Source organism: Rhodococcus sp. NPDC003322, assembly GCF_053589555.1.
Window position 1 is genome coordinate 82,229 of the sequence record NZ_JBSFSC010000003.1, and the last position, 15,608, is coordinate 97,836.

Sequence of the window (15,608 nt, forward strand, 5' to 3'; positions counted from 1 at the left end):
ACGTTTCATATGTATTTTACTTGTGAAATATTTGCTAAGGTGGTGTCATGCCGTCCTCAACCCGAATCGATGCTGCGCGGTTGCGGCACTCGCGAGACGCCCTGGTCCACTCCGTCTCGGCGGCCACCTGGCGCACGGCGTTCGACATCCGGTCGGCGGACGCGACGGTCGCGATCTCGATGCGGGTCGGTCTGGCGGCGGCGCTCGTCCTGGTGGCGTTCGGGCTCACCGGGCACGGAGGCGTGGCCGGGTTCGCCACCCTCGGCGCACTGTCCTCGGCGTTCTCCCGACACGAACCATTGCGCCGGACCGCGCAGAAGGTCGGCTTCATCGGACTGCTCGTCGTCGCCTCGGTCCTCGCCGGCGGCCTGATCGGGCTGGCCGGCCTGCCGATGTGGGCGCAGATCGGATTGATGGCGGTCGTCTCGGCGGTCGGTGCGGCGGTGCTCTTCGCGTTCCGGATCGCGGGCCCCGGCCCGGTGGTCCTCGTCTTCGCCGGCACGGCGGCGGTCGGTGCGACCACCGGTGTCGCCGATCTCGGGGTGGCCGTGCTCGGCACCGCAATCGGTGCCGCCGTCGGCTTCGTGACCGCGCTGCTGCCGTTCGTGTTCCTGCCCTGGGGGCCCGCGCGGCTCGCGGTGGCCCGCGCGCTTGCCGCGGTCGCCGCGGTCCGGGGCGGCGCGGATACCGCGGCCGCGCACGGCGCGATTGCCGCCGCCCGTGAGAAGCTCGCGCTGACCACCCCGTCCGTCGATCACGACCACGTACGTGACCTCGCCGCAGTGCTCACGGAGGCCGAGGCGGCGCTGGGCGCATGGGAACGCGGGGATGCGGCCAGACTCGACGGTGTCGTTCGGCACGAAGCCGAGCTGCGGAAGGTCAAGCGGCACAGGATCATTCTCGGATCCCACATCGCCAAGACGGCACTTCCCCGGCCCGTGCCCTTCGGTGCCGCCGGTGCCGCGGGCCTGCGCACCCGGACGGCCGTCGTGTACGCCGGTCGCGTCCTCATGGCCTCCGCCGTCGCCGGCTGGCTCGCCGCCGCGGTGGGACTCGATCATCCGCTGTGGGCCTCGATGGGCGCGATGGCTGCGATGCAGGGCGTGACCTACGGCCCGACGGTGCAACGCGCGATCCAGCGTCTGCTCGGCAACGTCGGTGGTGCGTTGATCGCCGCCGCGTTGATCGCGCTCTCGCTCGGCTACTGGCAGTCGGTCGTCCTCATCGTCGCCATGCAGATCGGCGCCGAGGTGACGGCGACCCGGAACTACGCGCTGTGCTCGCTGTTCGTCACGCCGATGGCCCTGCTCGTGGTGGGACTCGGCGCCACCGTCGATCCCGGCGTCGGGGTCAGCCGTGTCCTCGACACCCTCGTCGGTGTCGTGGTCGGCGTGGTGGTCGCGGCCGTCACCATCAGCCGGACCGACCGGGCGCACCTGCCTGCCGTGGCGTGAGGTTGCCCCAGTTCGCAGCGTGTTGGGGGTGCCGCGTGATAATTATCCGCAATGACAACACTCGGCGTACCCGGCGGTGCGCCGCGAGGGAGCGGAGGCGGATATGAGTGACGCGGTGCGGGTGGGCGACCTCGTCCACATCTCGGACACTGCGGGAACCTGGGTGGTCGAGGAGATCCGGTCCGGGATCGCGCTGCTGCGCGACGGTGAGGATCGACGCATCTCGTCGCGCGTGTCGAAGCTGACCGTGGTGCGTCGGGGCGGCGCCGCCTGACCGGGCGTCGGCGTCAGGGCGTCGCGAGGAACTTCTCGACCGAAGGTCGCGCCTTGGGGTTGCCTTCGTCGATGCCCATGATGGCGCCGATGCCGCCGCCGACGACGTTGCCGATCATGCAGCCGGCCATGAAGTTCGGGAAGATCGACACGCAACCGATGAGCAGTCCGACGACTGAGCCGGCCATCGCCCGTTGCTGGCCGCCGTTGACCCAGCCCTTGTTGACTTCGTCGGCCATCTCATTGAAGGCGTCCTGCTTGGTCTGATTCTCCGGCCACACCTGTTCGGCGAACATCTGGGCCACCGGCGGCGGGGGAGGCTGCGACGGGTCCACGGGCTGCCCGGGGAGGCCCGGGAGGCCCGGTAGTTGGGGCAGTGCGGGCAACGGTGGAAGCGCGGGCAGGTCGACCTGGATCGGAGACGGCAGCGTGAACGCGGGCAGCTCGGGTGGCGGAATCGACGGCAGTGGTGGCAGTTCGGGCAGTGCGGGCAATTCCGGTAGCGGTGGTGGGGCCGGAAGCTGTGCGGCCGCGGTGCCCGCACCGGATGCGACGGTGGCGGCGACGAGCACGGGCATGACGAGTGCCTTGGCCATCTTCATGGCGATCCCCACTTGATCTGAACTGATCTGGACGCTTCTCACGGACACGGCTGCGATCTGCGATTCGTGGACGCCTGCCGGCCGCGAATCGCCCTGGGACGTATTCCATGGCCCTCCGTGGAGGGTCGGCAAAGCCAGGGGCCAACTTTACCGCGCACAAACCGCTCGCACAGGCGAATCGTGGCCTCGGAGCACGAGTTTGCGGTGCCGGGTTCGTGGGGCGGAATCGCCACGTGTTCGCGGACGGTCGCCGAAACCGCCGTGACCAGCGGGCCTCCTCGCTAGCCGGGACTTGCCTGTGGCGTCGATTCGCGGCACCCGTCGATTCGCGGATTCGCGGCAGCGTCGATTCACGGCACGGTCAAATTCTCGTGCCGCGCCGCGTTCGCCTGTCCGGCTGCGCGTTTCGGGTGGTGAGGCAGGACACCAATCCCGAACGCTTCGGCGGCGGTTGTGCCGGCAATGATTGCCCGCATCGCCAGGGAGGGTGCCGATCTCGTCAATTCTGTTGACCCGAAAGGTGATAGGGCGTTCGGGTTGGTGGGGCCGATGGCTGAAGTACGTCGTGAATCGGTTGGTCGCAGGGATCGGCGGTCCCCGGCCACAGCCGTGGCCGGGGACCGCCGTCGTCGGCTAGGAGCCGAGGCTTCCGCCGCCGCCGAGACCGCCGAGGCTTCCGCCACCTCCGAGGCCTCCGAGGCCGCCCCCGCCGCCGTTGCCGCCCTGCATCTTCTCCATCACGGTCATCAACTTGTCGAGCACTTCGATGAGTTGGGTCATGAATTCCATGGTTTCCTGCACCTTCACTGTCGGAACACGAGTGGTGGGGCGACGACGGAGCGGACGCATCGGACGGTGCACGCGATGCGTCCGGTCCTCGCCGCCTGGTCGGGGCACTTCGTCAGCGTGGAGGGGACCGGCACGGGGCGGTCGGGCGATTCTCGAGAATGTGGTGACCGGGACGGTCGATGTGACGTTCGGGCATGGGACTCACCTCAACCCCGTCTATCGACGCCCGCACCCGTAGTGTTTCACATCACATCGGCTCGTCGTGGGGAGTTCCCGGACCGGAGCCTGCGGTGGCGGGGCCGACGGTCCGCGGATCCCGCTTCGGACGCCCTCGGTGATCCTCTCGGAAGCCCCTCGGTCCGGGTGCCGCGGTGGTAGCTTCCAGCTGTCGGAGCGGCCGGTCGAACCCGTCGAAAGGGATTCCATGCGTGCATCTTTCGTGGCAATCGCGCTCGCGGTGTCGACGGTGCTGGGCGTGCACGCGGGGCCGGCGTCGGCGGAGTCGCTTCCCGTGCCTCACGACGTCACCGCGGGACTGCGGGCCGAAGCAGCCAACCCGGGCGGAACGCTTCCGGAATCGAACGACTGGTCGTGCAGGCCGACCGCCGAGCATCCCCGGCCCGTGGTGCTCGTGCATGCGACGTTCCTCAACCGCCAGGCGAACTGGTCGACGTACGTTCCGCTGCTGAAGAACGAGGGCTACTGCGTCTTCGCGCTGACCTACGGGACGCTGCCGGGTGCCTGGCCGCTGAACGCGATCGGGGGAATCGGCTCGATGAAGGACAGCGCCCGGCAGCTCGGCGGTTTCGTCGACGAGGTCCTCGCGGCGACCGGGGCGGAGAAGATCGATCTCGTCGCCCACTCCCAGGGGACGCTGATGCCGAACCACTACGTCAGGTTCCTCGGCGGCGCGGCGAAGGTGGACAGGTACGTGTCGTTGGCTCCGCTGTGGCGGGGAGGTGGCAGGGCGCCGGCAGCGGACGATCCGACGGTCGGCGCACCCTACGACCTCGACCCGATGCAGCGGGACGTCATCGGCCGTGCCTGCGCCGCCTGCCTCGAGATGGAACCCGGCTCGGACTTCATTCGGGAGATGAACGCCGACGGCGGCCCGTACGCGCCCGGCGTCACCTACACGAACATCATGACCCGCTACGACGACGTCGTCGTTCCCTACACCAGCGGTTTCGTCCCCGGGCCGAACGCGACGAACATCGTCGTCCAGGACCGGTGCCCGCAGGACATGTCACACCACATGGGCATGGCCGGTTCGCCCGTCGCCGCTGGTCACGTGCTCAACGCGCTCGACCCCGCACACCCGCGCCCGGTGCCGTGCATGCCCGTCTCGCCGAACACGGGAGCGCCGCTCGGCTGAGGTGGGTCCGGCCGGTCAGGGTCGGGTCCGGATCGACGTTGTGCGCGACGCGGCGCAGCAGCGTGGTGGCCGCCGGGGCCGGTCGCGGTCCCGTTTCGACGTCCTCTCGGCGTGAACCACTTGGATATCCTGGGGTGGTCAACGAGGTGCCTTGTGCTGTCCCTTTCGAAGATGACCGGCGGAATCGACGCGGGCGATGTCCGATAGCGATCCGTTCGCCACCCAGCGCGGCGTGGCCGTTTCGGTCGACGCGGAACTGGCCGCGGCCGGGTTCACCGATGCACTGGAGATCGGGCGCGGCGGTTTCGGAGTGGTCTACCGCTGCAGACAGTCCTCACTCGATCGAATGGTTGCGGTCAAGGTGCTGACTGCCGATCTCGACGAGGACAACCGTGCACGGTTCCTGCGCGAGCAGCGAGCCGCGGGTCGGCTGACCGGTCACCCCAACGTCGTGACCATCCTGCAGGTCGGAGTCACCGAGCACGACCGGCCCTATCTCGTCATGCCCTTCTTCGCCCGGGGCTCCCTCGAGACACGGATCCGCGGGCAGGGGCCGCTGACGCTGGAAGCCGTCCTGCGGCTCGGCGTCGACATCGCCGGTGTCCTCGAAACCGCCCACGATCTCGGCGTCCTTCACCGCGACGTCAAGCCCGCCAACATCCTCCTCACCGACCAAGGGAAGTTCGCCCTGACGGACTTCGGCATCGCGCACATCACGGGAGGGTTCCGGACCACCACGGGTGTCGTCACCGGCTCGCCTGCGTTCACCGCGCCCGAGATCATCGCCGGCGAGACCCCGACCGGTGCCACGGACGTCTACGGGCTTGGCGCCACGATGTTCGCGGCGGCCACCGGACACGCGGCCTTCGAGCGCCGTAGCGGTGAGCGGATCGTCGCCCAGTTCGTGAGGATCGCTGCCGACCCCACACCGAACCCACGTGACCACGGCATCGACGACGACGTCGCCGACCTCATCCAATCCGCCATGGCCGGAGATCCCGGCGATCGCCCCACCGCCGGGGAGTTCGGCAGGCTGTTGCGCCGCGGACAGCGCGCTCACGGGTTCCCTGCAGACGACGGTCGCGAGCCGGTGGATCGGGGCGAGAGCCCCGGCAGCGCCTCCGTCTCCGGCGGGGCAGCGTCCACCGCACACCCGTCGTGGACGGAAGCGCCACCGACGGGACCCACGAGCCGAACCGGGACTCTGCCGCTCGAGCTGACCAGCTTCGTCGACCGCCGCGCAGAGGCGAGCGAGGTGGCCAACCTGTTGGCCACCAACCGGCTGGTGACATTGACCGGAATGGGTGGGGTGGGTAAGACCCGGCTCGCGTTGCGGGTCGCAGGTAAGGCGCGAACCCGATTCGCCGACGGTGTGATCCTGGCCGAACTGGGTGAGCTGCGCGACGAATCGCTCCTGGTCAACGTGGTTGCCGGTGCCGTGGGAGTGCGGGACCGCGGGGCAATTCCCCTGGCACAGGTGCTTGAGGACTTCCTTTCCCAGCGTGAGCTCCTCCTCGTCCTGGACAACTGCGAACAGGTGCTGGACGGGGTCGCGCACCTCGCTGAATCGCTGCTCCGCTCCAGCCCCCGGCTACGGCTCCTCCTGACCAGTCGCGAGCCGATCGGTGTCAGTGGGGAGGTGGCGATGCCGATCCCGCCGCTCGCCGTGCCGGACCCCGAGCAACCACCGAAGCGTCCGGTTCGCAATGACGCGATGACCCTGTTCGTCGAACGCGGGGTGGCCGCCGCCCCCGGCTTCGAGGTCACCGAGGAGAACCAGGTCACGATCGCCCGAATATGCCGGCGGCTCGACGGGCTGCCGCTGGCGATCGAGCTGGCCGCGGCGCGGCTGCGGGCCATCTCGCCGGACGAGATTCTGGACCGGCTCACCGACCGCTATGCGCTGCTGAGTCGCGGGAACAGGGCAGCCCCGTCACGACAGCAGACACTGCGAATGTGCATCGATTGGAGCTACGACCTCTGTACACCGCCGGAGCGGCAGATGTGGGCACGCCTGTCGATATTTCCCGGCAGCTTCGAGCTGTATGCGGCCGAACAGATCTGTGGTGGTGACCAGCCGGCGGACGAGGTCCTCGACACGGTGACCTCCCTGATCGACAAGTCGATCCTTGTCCGCGACCGGACCGGCCCGGTCGCGCGGTTCCGGATGCTCGACACGGTGCGCGACTACGGGCGGGAGAAGGCGGATGAATCCGGTGGGTATTCCGAACTGCGCGGTCGGTACCGCGACTGGTACGAGCGCCTGGCCCGGGACGCGGAGGCCGACTGGATCGGACCGCGGCAGGCCGAGTGGATCACCAGGCTGCGCGCGGAACAGCAGAACCTGCGACAAGCGTTCGAATTCTGTCTCGCCGACGACCCGGACGCCGGGATTCGCATGGCCGGATCCTTGTTTTCGTTCTGGCTCGTCCGCGGCCTGTTGAGTGAGGGACGGCTCTGGGTCGCTCGGCTTCTGCACGATACGTTCGAGCCCGGCAACCCGGACCGAGCGAAGGTGCTCTACGCGGTGACCATCATGGCCGGGCTGCAGGGTGACGAACCGGCCGCGGCGGCACTGGTGGAGCAGGGTAGGGCGTTCGCCGAGCAGTCGACGGACGCGACGGCGCGGGCGCACGTCGACCTCGCCGACGGCTACCGCGCGTTGTTCAGCGGTGAACTGGAGAACGCCCGTGCGCTGTTCTGCCGCGCCGAGAGCGTGTACCGCGACACGAACAACGAACTCTTCCAGGTCGTCGTGAACAGCGTTCTCGGTCTGACCTTCGGGCTGCTCGACGACGCGCAACGGTCCATCGAATGCCACGAGCGTGCACTCGCCATCACCGCGTCCCGGGGTGAAATCGTCTATCGCTCCTACACGCTGTGGGCGCTCGCGGTCGCGGAGTGGCGGCGCGGCGGCCGAGCCCGGGCGGTCGATCTCCTTCGGCAGGCGCTCGGTCTCGGGCGCAAGGTCGACGACCGCCTCAACGTGAGCATGTGCCTTCAGGTTCTCGCCTGGATCGCGGTCGAGGACGGGAAGTCCGAACGCGCAGCGGTGCTGGTTGCGGCGGCCGAGAAGCTCAGCCGGTCGGTGGAGAGTCCGATGGTGTTCCTGCCGGCGCTGGCCGACTACCAGGAGAAATGTGCACGCGAGACACGGGCGGCGTTGAGTGAGCGGGCGTTCGCCGCGGCGCGCAGGAAGGGGGCCGCAATGGGACTCACGGCGGCCGTGGCCTATGCCCGCGAGGAACGGTCACCCGAGCCCTCGCCACGGCCCGTCCGATCGTCGACCGCTCCGACGAAGCGCGAGCTCGAGGTTGCGCACCTCGTTGCCGAGGGGCTGACGAACCGGGAGATCGCCGGCCGGCTGACGATCTCCGTGCACACCGCCCAGGGGCACGTCGAGCACCTTCTGACGAAGCTGGGATTCACCTCACGTGCCCAGATCGCGGCGTGGGTGGTGGCGTCGCGCGATGCAGATCCCCGATGACCGGCGACCGGTCGGTGCGGGTGCACTCCGGCCGGAAGCCGGCAGTGTCTCGGTGCCCCCGGCAGGAATCGAACCTGCGACCTAGAGATTAGAAGGCTCTTGCTCTATCCAACTGAGCTACGGAGGCACGACCCCACGCGTGGGATCGGGTCAGGAGTCTACCGGCTCCGGTGGGGTGCCTCGGACCGGCACGCGGTGCGGGGTCGAACCTGGACGTGGTTCACAGTCGGGGGCCTCCTACCCTGGTAGTCATGGCATCACCCGAGCTCGCCCACTCCGACGCGCCGCCGACCCGCAGGAGGGGGGAGAGCGCCCTTCCCGTCTTCGTCACCCTCGGCCTGATCGCCGGCCTGGTCGCCGCGATCGTCGTCGGACTGTCGGCGTCGGAGGCGCTGGTGCGGCTCGGCATCCCCGATCCCGGCCCGCTGACCACGTACGGGCTGCCCGCGGTCAAGGCCGTCGGGGAGGTCGCTGCGGTGATCGCGATCGGTTCGCTGCTGTTGGCGTCGTTCCTCGTGCCGCCGCAGAAGTCCGGCGTCCTCGATGTCGACGGGTACCGGGCGGTGCGGACGGCGTCCAACGCGGCGATCGTGTGGGCGGCCTGCGCGCTGGTCCTGGTGCCGCTCACCGTGTCGGACACCGCGGGGCAGCCGTTCGGTGAGGCGCTGAAGCCGGAGAACCTGTGGAAGGCCATCCCGCAGATCGAACTCGCCGGGGCGTGGCGCACCACCGCGATCCTCGCGATCGTGCTGGCGATCTGCTCACGGATGCTGCTGCGCTGGAACTGGACGCCGGTGGTGCTGGCGCTCGGCGTCGTGACGCTGATCCCGCTCGCGCTGACAGGGCACTCGTCGGCCGGCGGTTCCCACGACATGGCCACCAACAGTCTGCTGTGGCACCTGATCGCGGCGTCGCTGTGGGCCGGTGGTCTGTTCGCGCTGCTGGTGCACGCGCGCCGCGGCGGCGCGCACACGGACCTCGCCGCCCGACGCTTCTCGACGGTCGCGACGGTCGCATTCGTGATCATGGCCGTCTCCGGTGTCATCAACGGTCTGGTCCGGTTGCCCGTGAGCGAACTGTTCACCAGCACCTACGGCTGGCTGCTCGTCGCCAAGACCGTGGCGCTGGTGATCCTCGGCGTGTTCGGGTTCGCGCAGCGACGGCGGTCGCTGCCCGCGCTGGCCGCGGACCCGACGTCGCGGGGCGCGCTGATCCGGTTCGCGGGTGGTGAGGCGATCGTGTTCGCCGCGACGATCGGACTCGCGGTCGGGCTCGGCCGCACCCCGCCGCCGCCCGAGGACATCCGCCCCACGCCGGCGGAGGTGCAGCTCGGCTACAACCTCGACGCCCCGCCGACGCTGGCCCGGCTGATGTTCGACTGGCGGTTCGACCTGATCTTCGGCACCGCCGCGATCATCGCCGCGGTCTGGTACATGGTCGGGGTCCGCCGGCTCAAGGCCCGCGGCGACAGCTGGCCCGTCGGCCGGACGGTGGCGTGGCTGCTCGGTTGCGCGACGCTGCTGATCGGCACCTCGTCCGGGCTGGGGCGCTACGCACCGGCCGTGTTCAGCGTCCACATGGGCGCGCACATGGCACTGTCGATGCTCGCGCCGGTGCTGCTGGTGCTGGGCGGTCCGATGACGCTGGCGCTGCGCGCGCTCAAGCCCGCGGGCCCCGACGGTGCGCCCGGGCCCCGCGAGTGGCTGCTGGCGGCGCTGCACAGCCGGTACTCGCGCTTCATCACCCATCCGCTGGTGGCGTCGGTGCTGTTCGTCGGCGGCTTCTACGCGCTGTACCTGGGCGGCATCTTCGGTGCGACCCTCGATTCGCACGGTGCGCACCTGCTGATGAACCTGCACTTCATTCTCAGCGGCTACCTCTTCTACTGGGTTGTGATCGGCATCGACCCGGCGCCGCGGCAGATTCAGCCGGTGACGAAGCTGGCGATGGTCTTCGGCTCACTGCCGTTCCACGCGTTCTTCGGCATCGCCCTGATGAGCACCATGGAGGTCATCGGCGGCTGGTACTACCGCTCACTGGCGTTGGGCTGGAACGACGATCTCTTCGGCGATCAGAAGGTCGGTGGCGGCATCGCCTGGGCGACCGGTGAGATTCCGCTCGTGCTGGTGATGCTGGCGCTGCTGGTGCAGTGGTCGCGGTCCGATCAGAAGATCGCCAAGCGCATCGACCGGGCCGCCGACCGCGACGACGACGCCGAGCTCGCCGCCCACAACGCCATGTTCGCGGAGCTCGCGCGCCGCGACAAGGAGGGCTGGAAGCAGTAGTTCGGGGCGGCCCGATCCCCGCCGGCGCCCCCTGAATCCGCTGCTGCGGGCGGATACCACGTCGCACCGACGAAAACTGCTCCCATGCCCCGGAATCCGACGCCGCTGTGCACCGACTCCGCGGCTGTCCCCAGGTCGCCGCAGGCCCTCCCGTGCCGGATCGTGCACGGGCACTCTGGGATTGGAGGGCCGATCGGGCCCCGGGTGACAGGAGGGCAGCATGTACGAGACGCACACGGCGGTGGTCGGCACCGTCATCACCAACCCGGTCAAGCGGACGACGGGCACCGGGGAGGAGGTGCTGAGCTTTCGGATGGCAAGCAACGCCCGCCGGTTCGACCAGTCGTCGGGGGAGTGGACCGACGGCGGCACGCTCTACCTCACCGTCAGCTGCTGGCGCCGGCTGGTCGGTGGGGTCGCCGCGTCGCTGATGAAGGGCGACCCGATCATCGCGTACGGACAGTTGCGCACCAACGAGTACACGAACAGGGACGGTGTCGAGCGGTCCGACCTGGAGATGCGAGCCGCCGCCGTCGGACCCGATCTCGCCCGCTGCGTCGCGAAACTCGAACGGGTGCCCCGTGTTCCGCAGTCGTCGCCCGACGGTGAGGTGCGGGACGGTGACGTGCTGCCGCACGGCGGATCGATCCGCGCCGATCACGAGATCCCTGATGACACCGCAGGTCTCGAGGTCGCGACGGCCGGATAACGACGCGGCGTCGGCGCCTCCGAAACCCGCATCGGACGTCGTCGCGGGCCTACGGTGTTGAGGGATTCCGGCAGAGCACGACCCGAGCGGTAGCGATCCGAGGGCGGGGTGGTTCCGGTGAGTGTCCTTGCGGTGGGCGAAACGTCGGTGTGCGGTGGCGCACGTGACTCGCGAGGCGATCGCCGAAGGCCGGCGGGCGAAACGTCATGGAGGAGGTCGCTGGTCTCGGCCGCGACGATCGCCGTGGTCGGCTTCGGCGGGCTCGCGGTACCACAGGTTGCAGGGGTGGCCGCGGCGGCGGATGCGCCCGGAACGGTGGTGTCCGTCGAGGAGTTGCCGGCCGCGGCGTCCCTTCCCGGCGCCGCGGACCAGTACCGGGTCACCTATCGGACCACCGATCATCGCGGCGGCCCCCGGCTGAGCACCGGGGCCGTGTTCGTGCCAGCCGGCCCGGCGCCGGCCGGTGGGTGGCCGGTGATCTCGTACGCGCACGGCACCATCGGTCTGGCCGACAAGTGCGCACCGTCCGCGGTCGGCGGCACCGCGGTCGAGGCGGAGTACATGGATCGGTGGCTGCGCCGGGGCTATGCGGTCGTCGCCACCGACTACGCCGGGCTCGGCACGCCCGGCGAGCTCGCGTACCTCGACGGAATCGCGGCGGGTCACGACGTGACCGACATGGTCCGCGCCGGACGGCACGTCGTCCCCGCATTGTCACCGCGCTGGGTGGTGGCCGGGCTGTCCCAGGGCGGGCACGCGGCCCTGCACACCGCACATCTGGCGACTGCGTATGCGCCGGACCTCGACTACCGCGGTGCGGTCGCGCTGGGGGCGCCGACGAATCTGGACCAGGTGTTCTCGCTCGGCAGGCCCGGCATCCCGAACTTCGGTGTCGCCGGCCTCACCACGTTCACGCTGTTCACGATGGCCGGCCTGCGCGCCGCTCGACCGGACCTGAACATCGACTCCTATCTCTCGCCCCGCGGCCGCGAGTTGGCGGGCATCGCGACGCAGGTGTGCAGCGTCGAGTTCGGTAAGTACCTCGACGGCGCCTCGGTCGGCGACCTGTTCTCCCGCCCCCTCACCGACCTGCGCCCCGCGATGACCGACTACCTCGGCGTGCCGGCCGCGGGCTACGACCGCCGACTGTTCCTCGGGCAGGGTGCCGTCGACCGGGTGGTGCCGATCCCGCTCACGCTCGTGTTCGTCGGGCAGCTCGCCGCCTCGCGAACCAACGTGACGTTCCGGGTCTATCCGTCCGCGGATCACCTCGGCACCCCCGCCGCCGCGTTCGACGACTCGGCACGGTTCGTCGACGCGGTGATGCGATGACGTTCCATGCCCTGGACACGCACCGGGACGGAAAGGTAACGATCCGATAACGGTGTCGCGCAGACGCGGCGGGCCGTGTTTGCTCCGGGTAGTTACAACCCCATGGAACGTACCTGGGGGTCTGGTTTTTCGGGCGGGCGGGACGGACGGATTCGTCGCGTCCTGTCCGCCGTGACACGCGCGGGCGCTCGCGCATCGATCGTGGCGATCGCCGTCGCGCTGCTGGGGCCGGTGAGCGCGACCGCAGCGCCGCCGGCCGAGCACGGCACGGTGGTGGCGACCGCGGAGTTGCCGCAGATGGCGCGGCTCCCGGAAGCGGTTTCGCAACGGCAACTCACCTACTGGACCGAGGGGCCGACCGGCGCGCCCGCGCTGAGTACCGGAGGGGTCTACGTGCCTGCCGGCACCGCGCCTGCGGGAGGCTGGCCCGTCGTCGCGTGGGCGCACGGAACCACCGGGGTCGGCGACGACTGCGCGCCCGCGCACGGGTACGACACCACCTGGCTCACCCGTGACTACGTGTCCGCCTGGCTGCAACAGGGCTACGCCGTGGTGGCCACGGACTACGTGGGGTTGGGCACGGAGGGAACCCACGCGTACCTGCACGGGCGCAGTGAGGGCCGCGCGGTGATCGACATGGTCCGGGCGGCGCACGCGGAGACACCGGAGCTGTCGCCGGCCTGGGTGGTCGTCGGGCACTCGCAGGGTGGCCACTCCGCCATGTTCGCCGCGCACGAGGCGACGAGGTACGCGCCGGAACTGGATTACCGTGGCGCGGTCGCGACCGGGACCCCGGCGAACCTGGAGATGTTGCTGCCGCTCGGGGGTCCCGGCTTTCCGGACCTCGGGCTCAACGGACTGACCGTCTTCGCCGCGTACATCATCGATGGCATACGCGTCGCCCGACCCGACCTTCCGATCGACGACTACCTGACACCGGCCGGGGCGGCTCTCGTCAAGGATTCAGAGTCGCTGTGCTACCTGGAGATGCGTGATCGGGCGGGCAAGTTCGGCGTCGGCGAGATGCTGAGCCGACCGCTCAACGAGCCCCGCATCCGGGAGGCGCTGCTCGACTACCTCGCCGTCCCCATCACCGGTTACGACCGACCCGTGTTCGTCGGGCAAGGATTGCGGGACCAGACGGTGCCGTTCCCGCTCGCCACGAAGCTCGCGCTCGATCTGCAGCTGACGGGCCAGCCCGTGACCTTCCGGACCTACGACACCTTCCACGGCGACACCGTCTTGGCCGCGCTGCCCGACACGACCGCCTTCGTCCGCTCGCTGTTCGCGACCGCCTGACGTCCCGAGCCGACCTGCGGCGGGTCGCACACCCGGCGCGGGTCGGCGAGCCCGACGCCCGCACGCCGCTGTGGGACGCCGAGGCGGTCATCGCCCACGAGCGCGACCGCCCCGTGCCCGGGACGCGCGTCCCCGGCGGTCACGCTCGAGGTGTACCCGCACCGTGGCCGGGGGGCGACGACCGGGCGCGGCGGGCCGTGGACGCGGTCTCGCTGCTCGCGGCGGACGGTGCGGGACCGGTGCGGGACGGGGTCGGTAGGCTGTTCCTCGCATAGGTGGTCGCCGCATGGCTTGACCTGGACGAATGCGATTCGACTCAAGGAGTGTTGGTGGCGGAGTTTATCTACACGATGAAGAAGGTGCGCAAGGCGCACGGCGACAAGGTCATCCTCGATGACGTCACGATGAGCTTCTACCCGGGAGCCAAGATCGGTGTCGTCGGCCCGAACGGTGCCGGTAAGTCCTCCATCCTCAAGATCATGGCCGGACTCGACCAGCCGTCCAACGGCGAGGCGTTCCTGGACCCGGAGGCGACCGTCGGCATCCTGCTGCAGGAGCCGCCGCTGAACGAGGAGAAGACGGTCCGGCAGAACGTCGAGGAGGGCCTCGGCGAGATCAAGGTCAAGCTGGACCGGTTCAACGAGATCGCCGAGCTGATGGCCACCGACTACTCCGACGAGCTGATGGAGGAGATGGGCAAGCTCCAGGAGGAGCTGGACCACGCAGACGCCTGGGACGTCGACTCGCAGCTCGAGCAGGCGATGGACGCACTGCGCTGCCCGCCGGCCGACGAGCCCGTCACCCACCTGTCCGGTGGTGAGCGCCGCCGCGTCGCGCTGTGCAAGCTGCTGCTGAGCAAGCCGGACCTGCTGCTGCTCGACGAGCCCACCAACCACCTCGACGCCGAGTCGGTGCTGTGGCTCGAGCAGCACCTCGCCTCGTACCCGGGCGCCGTGCTCGCCGTCACCCACGACCGCTACTTCCTCGACCACGTCGCGCAGTGGATCTGTGAGGTCGACCGCGGGAAGCTGCACCCGTACGAGGGCAACTACTCCACCTACCTGGAGAAGAAGGCCGAGCGCCTGGAGGTGCAGGGCAAGAAGGACCAGAAGCTGCAGAAGCGCCTCAAGGAGGAGCTGGCTTGGGTCCGGTCGGGTGCGAAGGCCCGCCAGACCAAGAACAAGGCTCGCCTCGACCGCTACGAGGAGATGGCTGCGGAGGCCGAGAAGCACCGCAAGCTCGACTTCGAGGAGATCCAGATCCCGACGCCGCCGCGCCTCGGCAACGTCGTGGTCGAGGTCGAGCACCTCGACAAGGGTTTCGAGGGTCGGGTGCTGATCAAGGACCTGTCGTTCACGCTGCCGCGTAACGGCATCGTCGGCGTCATCGGCCCCAACGGTGTCGGCAAGACCACGCTGTTCAAGACCATCGTCGGGCTCGAGCAGCCGGACTCGGGCACGGTGAAGGTCGGCGAGACGGTCAAGCTCAGCTACGTCGACCAGTCCCGCGCCAACATCGACCCGAAGAAGACGGTGTGGGAGGTCGTCTCCGACGGGCTCGACTTCATCGAGGTCGGCCAGAACGAGATGCCGTCGCGCGCCTACGTGAGCGCGTTCGGGTTCAAGGGACCGGATCAGCAGAAGAAGTCGGAGGTGCTCTCCGGTGGTGAGCGCAACCGCCTCAACCTGGCGTTGACCCTCAAGGAGGGCGGCAACCTGATCCTGCTCGACGAGCCGACCAACGACCTCGACGTCGAGACCCTGAGCTCGCTGGAGAACGCGCTGCAGCAGTTCCCGGGCTGCGCCGTCGTGATCTCGCACGACCGCTGGTTCCTCGACCGCACCTGCACCCACATCCTCGCGTGGGAGGGCAACGTCGAGGAAGGCAAGTGGTTCTGGTTCGAGGGCAACTTCGAGGCGTACGAGGCGAACAAGGTCGAGCGGCTCGGCGCCGAGGCCGCCCGCCCGCACCGGGTCACGCACCGCAAGCTGACCCGCGACTAG

11 protein-coding genes and 1 tRNA gene are annotated in these 15,608 nt (G+C 69.5%); 9 read left to right on the plus strand and 3 right to left on the minus strand.

The annotated features are described in order from the left end of the window. The first annotated feature begins 47 nt into the window (after positions 1 to 47). The gene (locus ACWDUM_RS12630) at positions 48 to 1,454 is read left to right on the plus strand and encodes an FUSC family protein (protein WP_450134258.1); all 1,407 of its coding nucleotides are present in this window, start codon (positions 48 to 50) and stop codon (positions 1,452 to 1,454) included. 103 nt (positions 1,455 to 1,557) lie between these two features. Next, the gene (locus ACWDUM_RS12635) at positions 1,558 to 1,728 is read left to right on the plus strand and encodes a hypothetical protein (protein WP_450115890.1); all 171 of its coding nucleotides are present in this window, start codon (positions 1,558 to 1,560) and stop codon (positions 1,726 to 1,728) included. Positions 1,729 to 1,741: 13 nt separating this feature from the next. Here the strand turns inward: ACWDUM_RS12635 and ACWDUM_RS12640 are convergent, their stop codons facing one another. Both ACWDUM_RS12640 and ACWDUM_RS12645 read right to left on the minus strand, forming a co-directional pair. Next, positions 1,742 to 2,329 (minus strand): hypothetical protein, encoded by a 588-nt coding sequence (locus tag ACWDUM_RS12640; protein WP_450134259.1) that lies wholly within the window; start codon positions 2,327 to 2,329, stop codon positions 1,742 to 1,744. A gap of 633 nt (positions 2,330 to 2,962) precedes the next feature. Next, a complete protein-coding gene (locus tag ACWDUM_RS12645) occupies positions 2,963 to 3,109 on the minus strand; it encodes a hypothetical protein (RefSeq protein WP_450115892.1) in 147 nt (48 codons plus the stop codon). 433 nt (positions 3,110 to 3,542) lie between these two features. Here ACWDUM_RS12645 and ACWDUM_RS12650 point away from each other — a divergent pair, with 433 nt between their 5' ends. Together ACWDUM_RS12650 and ACWDUM_RS12655 are read left to right on the plus strand one after the other, a co-directional pair. Then, on the plus strand, positions 3,543 to 4,493 hold the full coding sequence (locus tag ACWDUM_RS12650; RefSeq protein WP_450134260.1) for a lipase family alpha/beta hydrolase: 951 nt from the start codon (positions 3,543 to 3,545) through the stop codon (positions 4,491 to 4,493). A 196-nt stretch (positions 4,494 to 4,689) separates the two neighbouring features. Then, positions 4,690 to 7,980 carry a protein kinase domain-containing protein gene (locus ACWDUM_RS12655; protein ID WP_450134261.1) on the plus strand — a complete coding sequence of 1,097 codons (3,291 nt, stop codon included), beginning with the start codon at positions 4,690 to 4,692 and terminating at the stop codon, positions 7,978 to 7,980. A gap of 53 nt (positions 7,981 to 8,033) precedes the next feature. Here the strand turns inward: ACWDUM_RS12655 and ACWDUM_RS12660 are convergent. Continuing rightward, a tRNA-Arg gene (locus ACWDUM_RS12660) sits at positions 8,034 to 8,107 on the minus strand. 124 nt (positions 8,108 to 8,231) lie between these two features. Here ACWDUM_RS12660 and ACWDUM_RS12665 point away from each other — a divergent pair. The 5 genes from ACWDUM_RS12665 (at position 8,232) to ettA (ending at position 15,608) form a co-directional block, all read left to right on the plus strand. Continuing rightward, entirely contained in the window at positions 8,232 to 10,265 is a 2,034-nt protein-coding gene (locus ACWDUM_RS12665; protein ID WP_450134262.1) for a cytochrome c oxidase assembly protein, read from the plus strand. Between the two features lie 220 nt (positions 10,266 to 10,485). Beyond that, positions 10,486 to 10,974, plus strand: coding sequence for a single-stranded DNA-binding protein (locus tag ACWDUM_RS12670; protein ID WP_450115895.1), 489 nt, complete (start codon positions 10,486 to 10,488; stop codon positions 10,972 to 10,974). A gap of 285 nt (positions 10,975 to 11,259) precedes the next feature. Further along, positions 11,260 to 12,306: a lipase family protein gene (locus ACWDUM_RS12675; protein WP_450134263.1), complete on the plus strand. Its 1,047-nt coding sequence runs from the start codon at positions 11,260 to 11,262 to the stop codon at positions 12,304 to 12,306. Positions 12,307 to 12,408: 102 nt separating this feature from the next. Next, positions 12,409 to 13,605, plus strand: a complete 1,197-nt coding sequence (locus ACWDUM_RS12680; RefSeq protein WP_450134264.1) for a lipase family protein — start codon at positions 12,409 to 12,411, stop codon at positions 13,603 to 13,605. Positions 13,606 to 13,934: 329 nt separating this feature from the next. After that, positions 13,935 to 15,608 (plus strand): energy-dependent translational throttle protein EttA, encoded by a 1,674-nt coding sequence (gene ettA, locus ACWDUM_RS12685; protein ID WP_450115898.1) that lies wholly within the window; start codon positions 13,935 to 13,937, stop codon positions 15,606 to 15,608.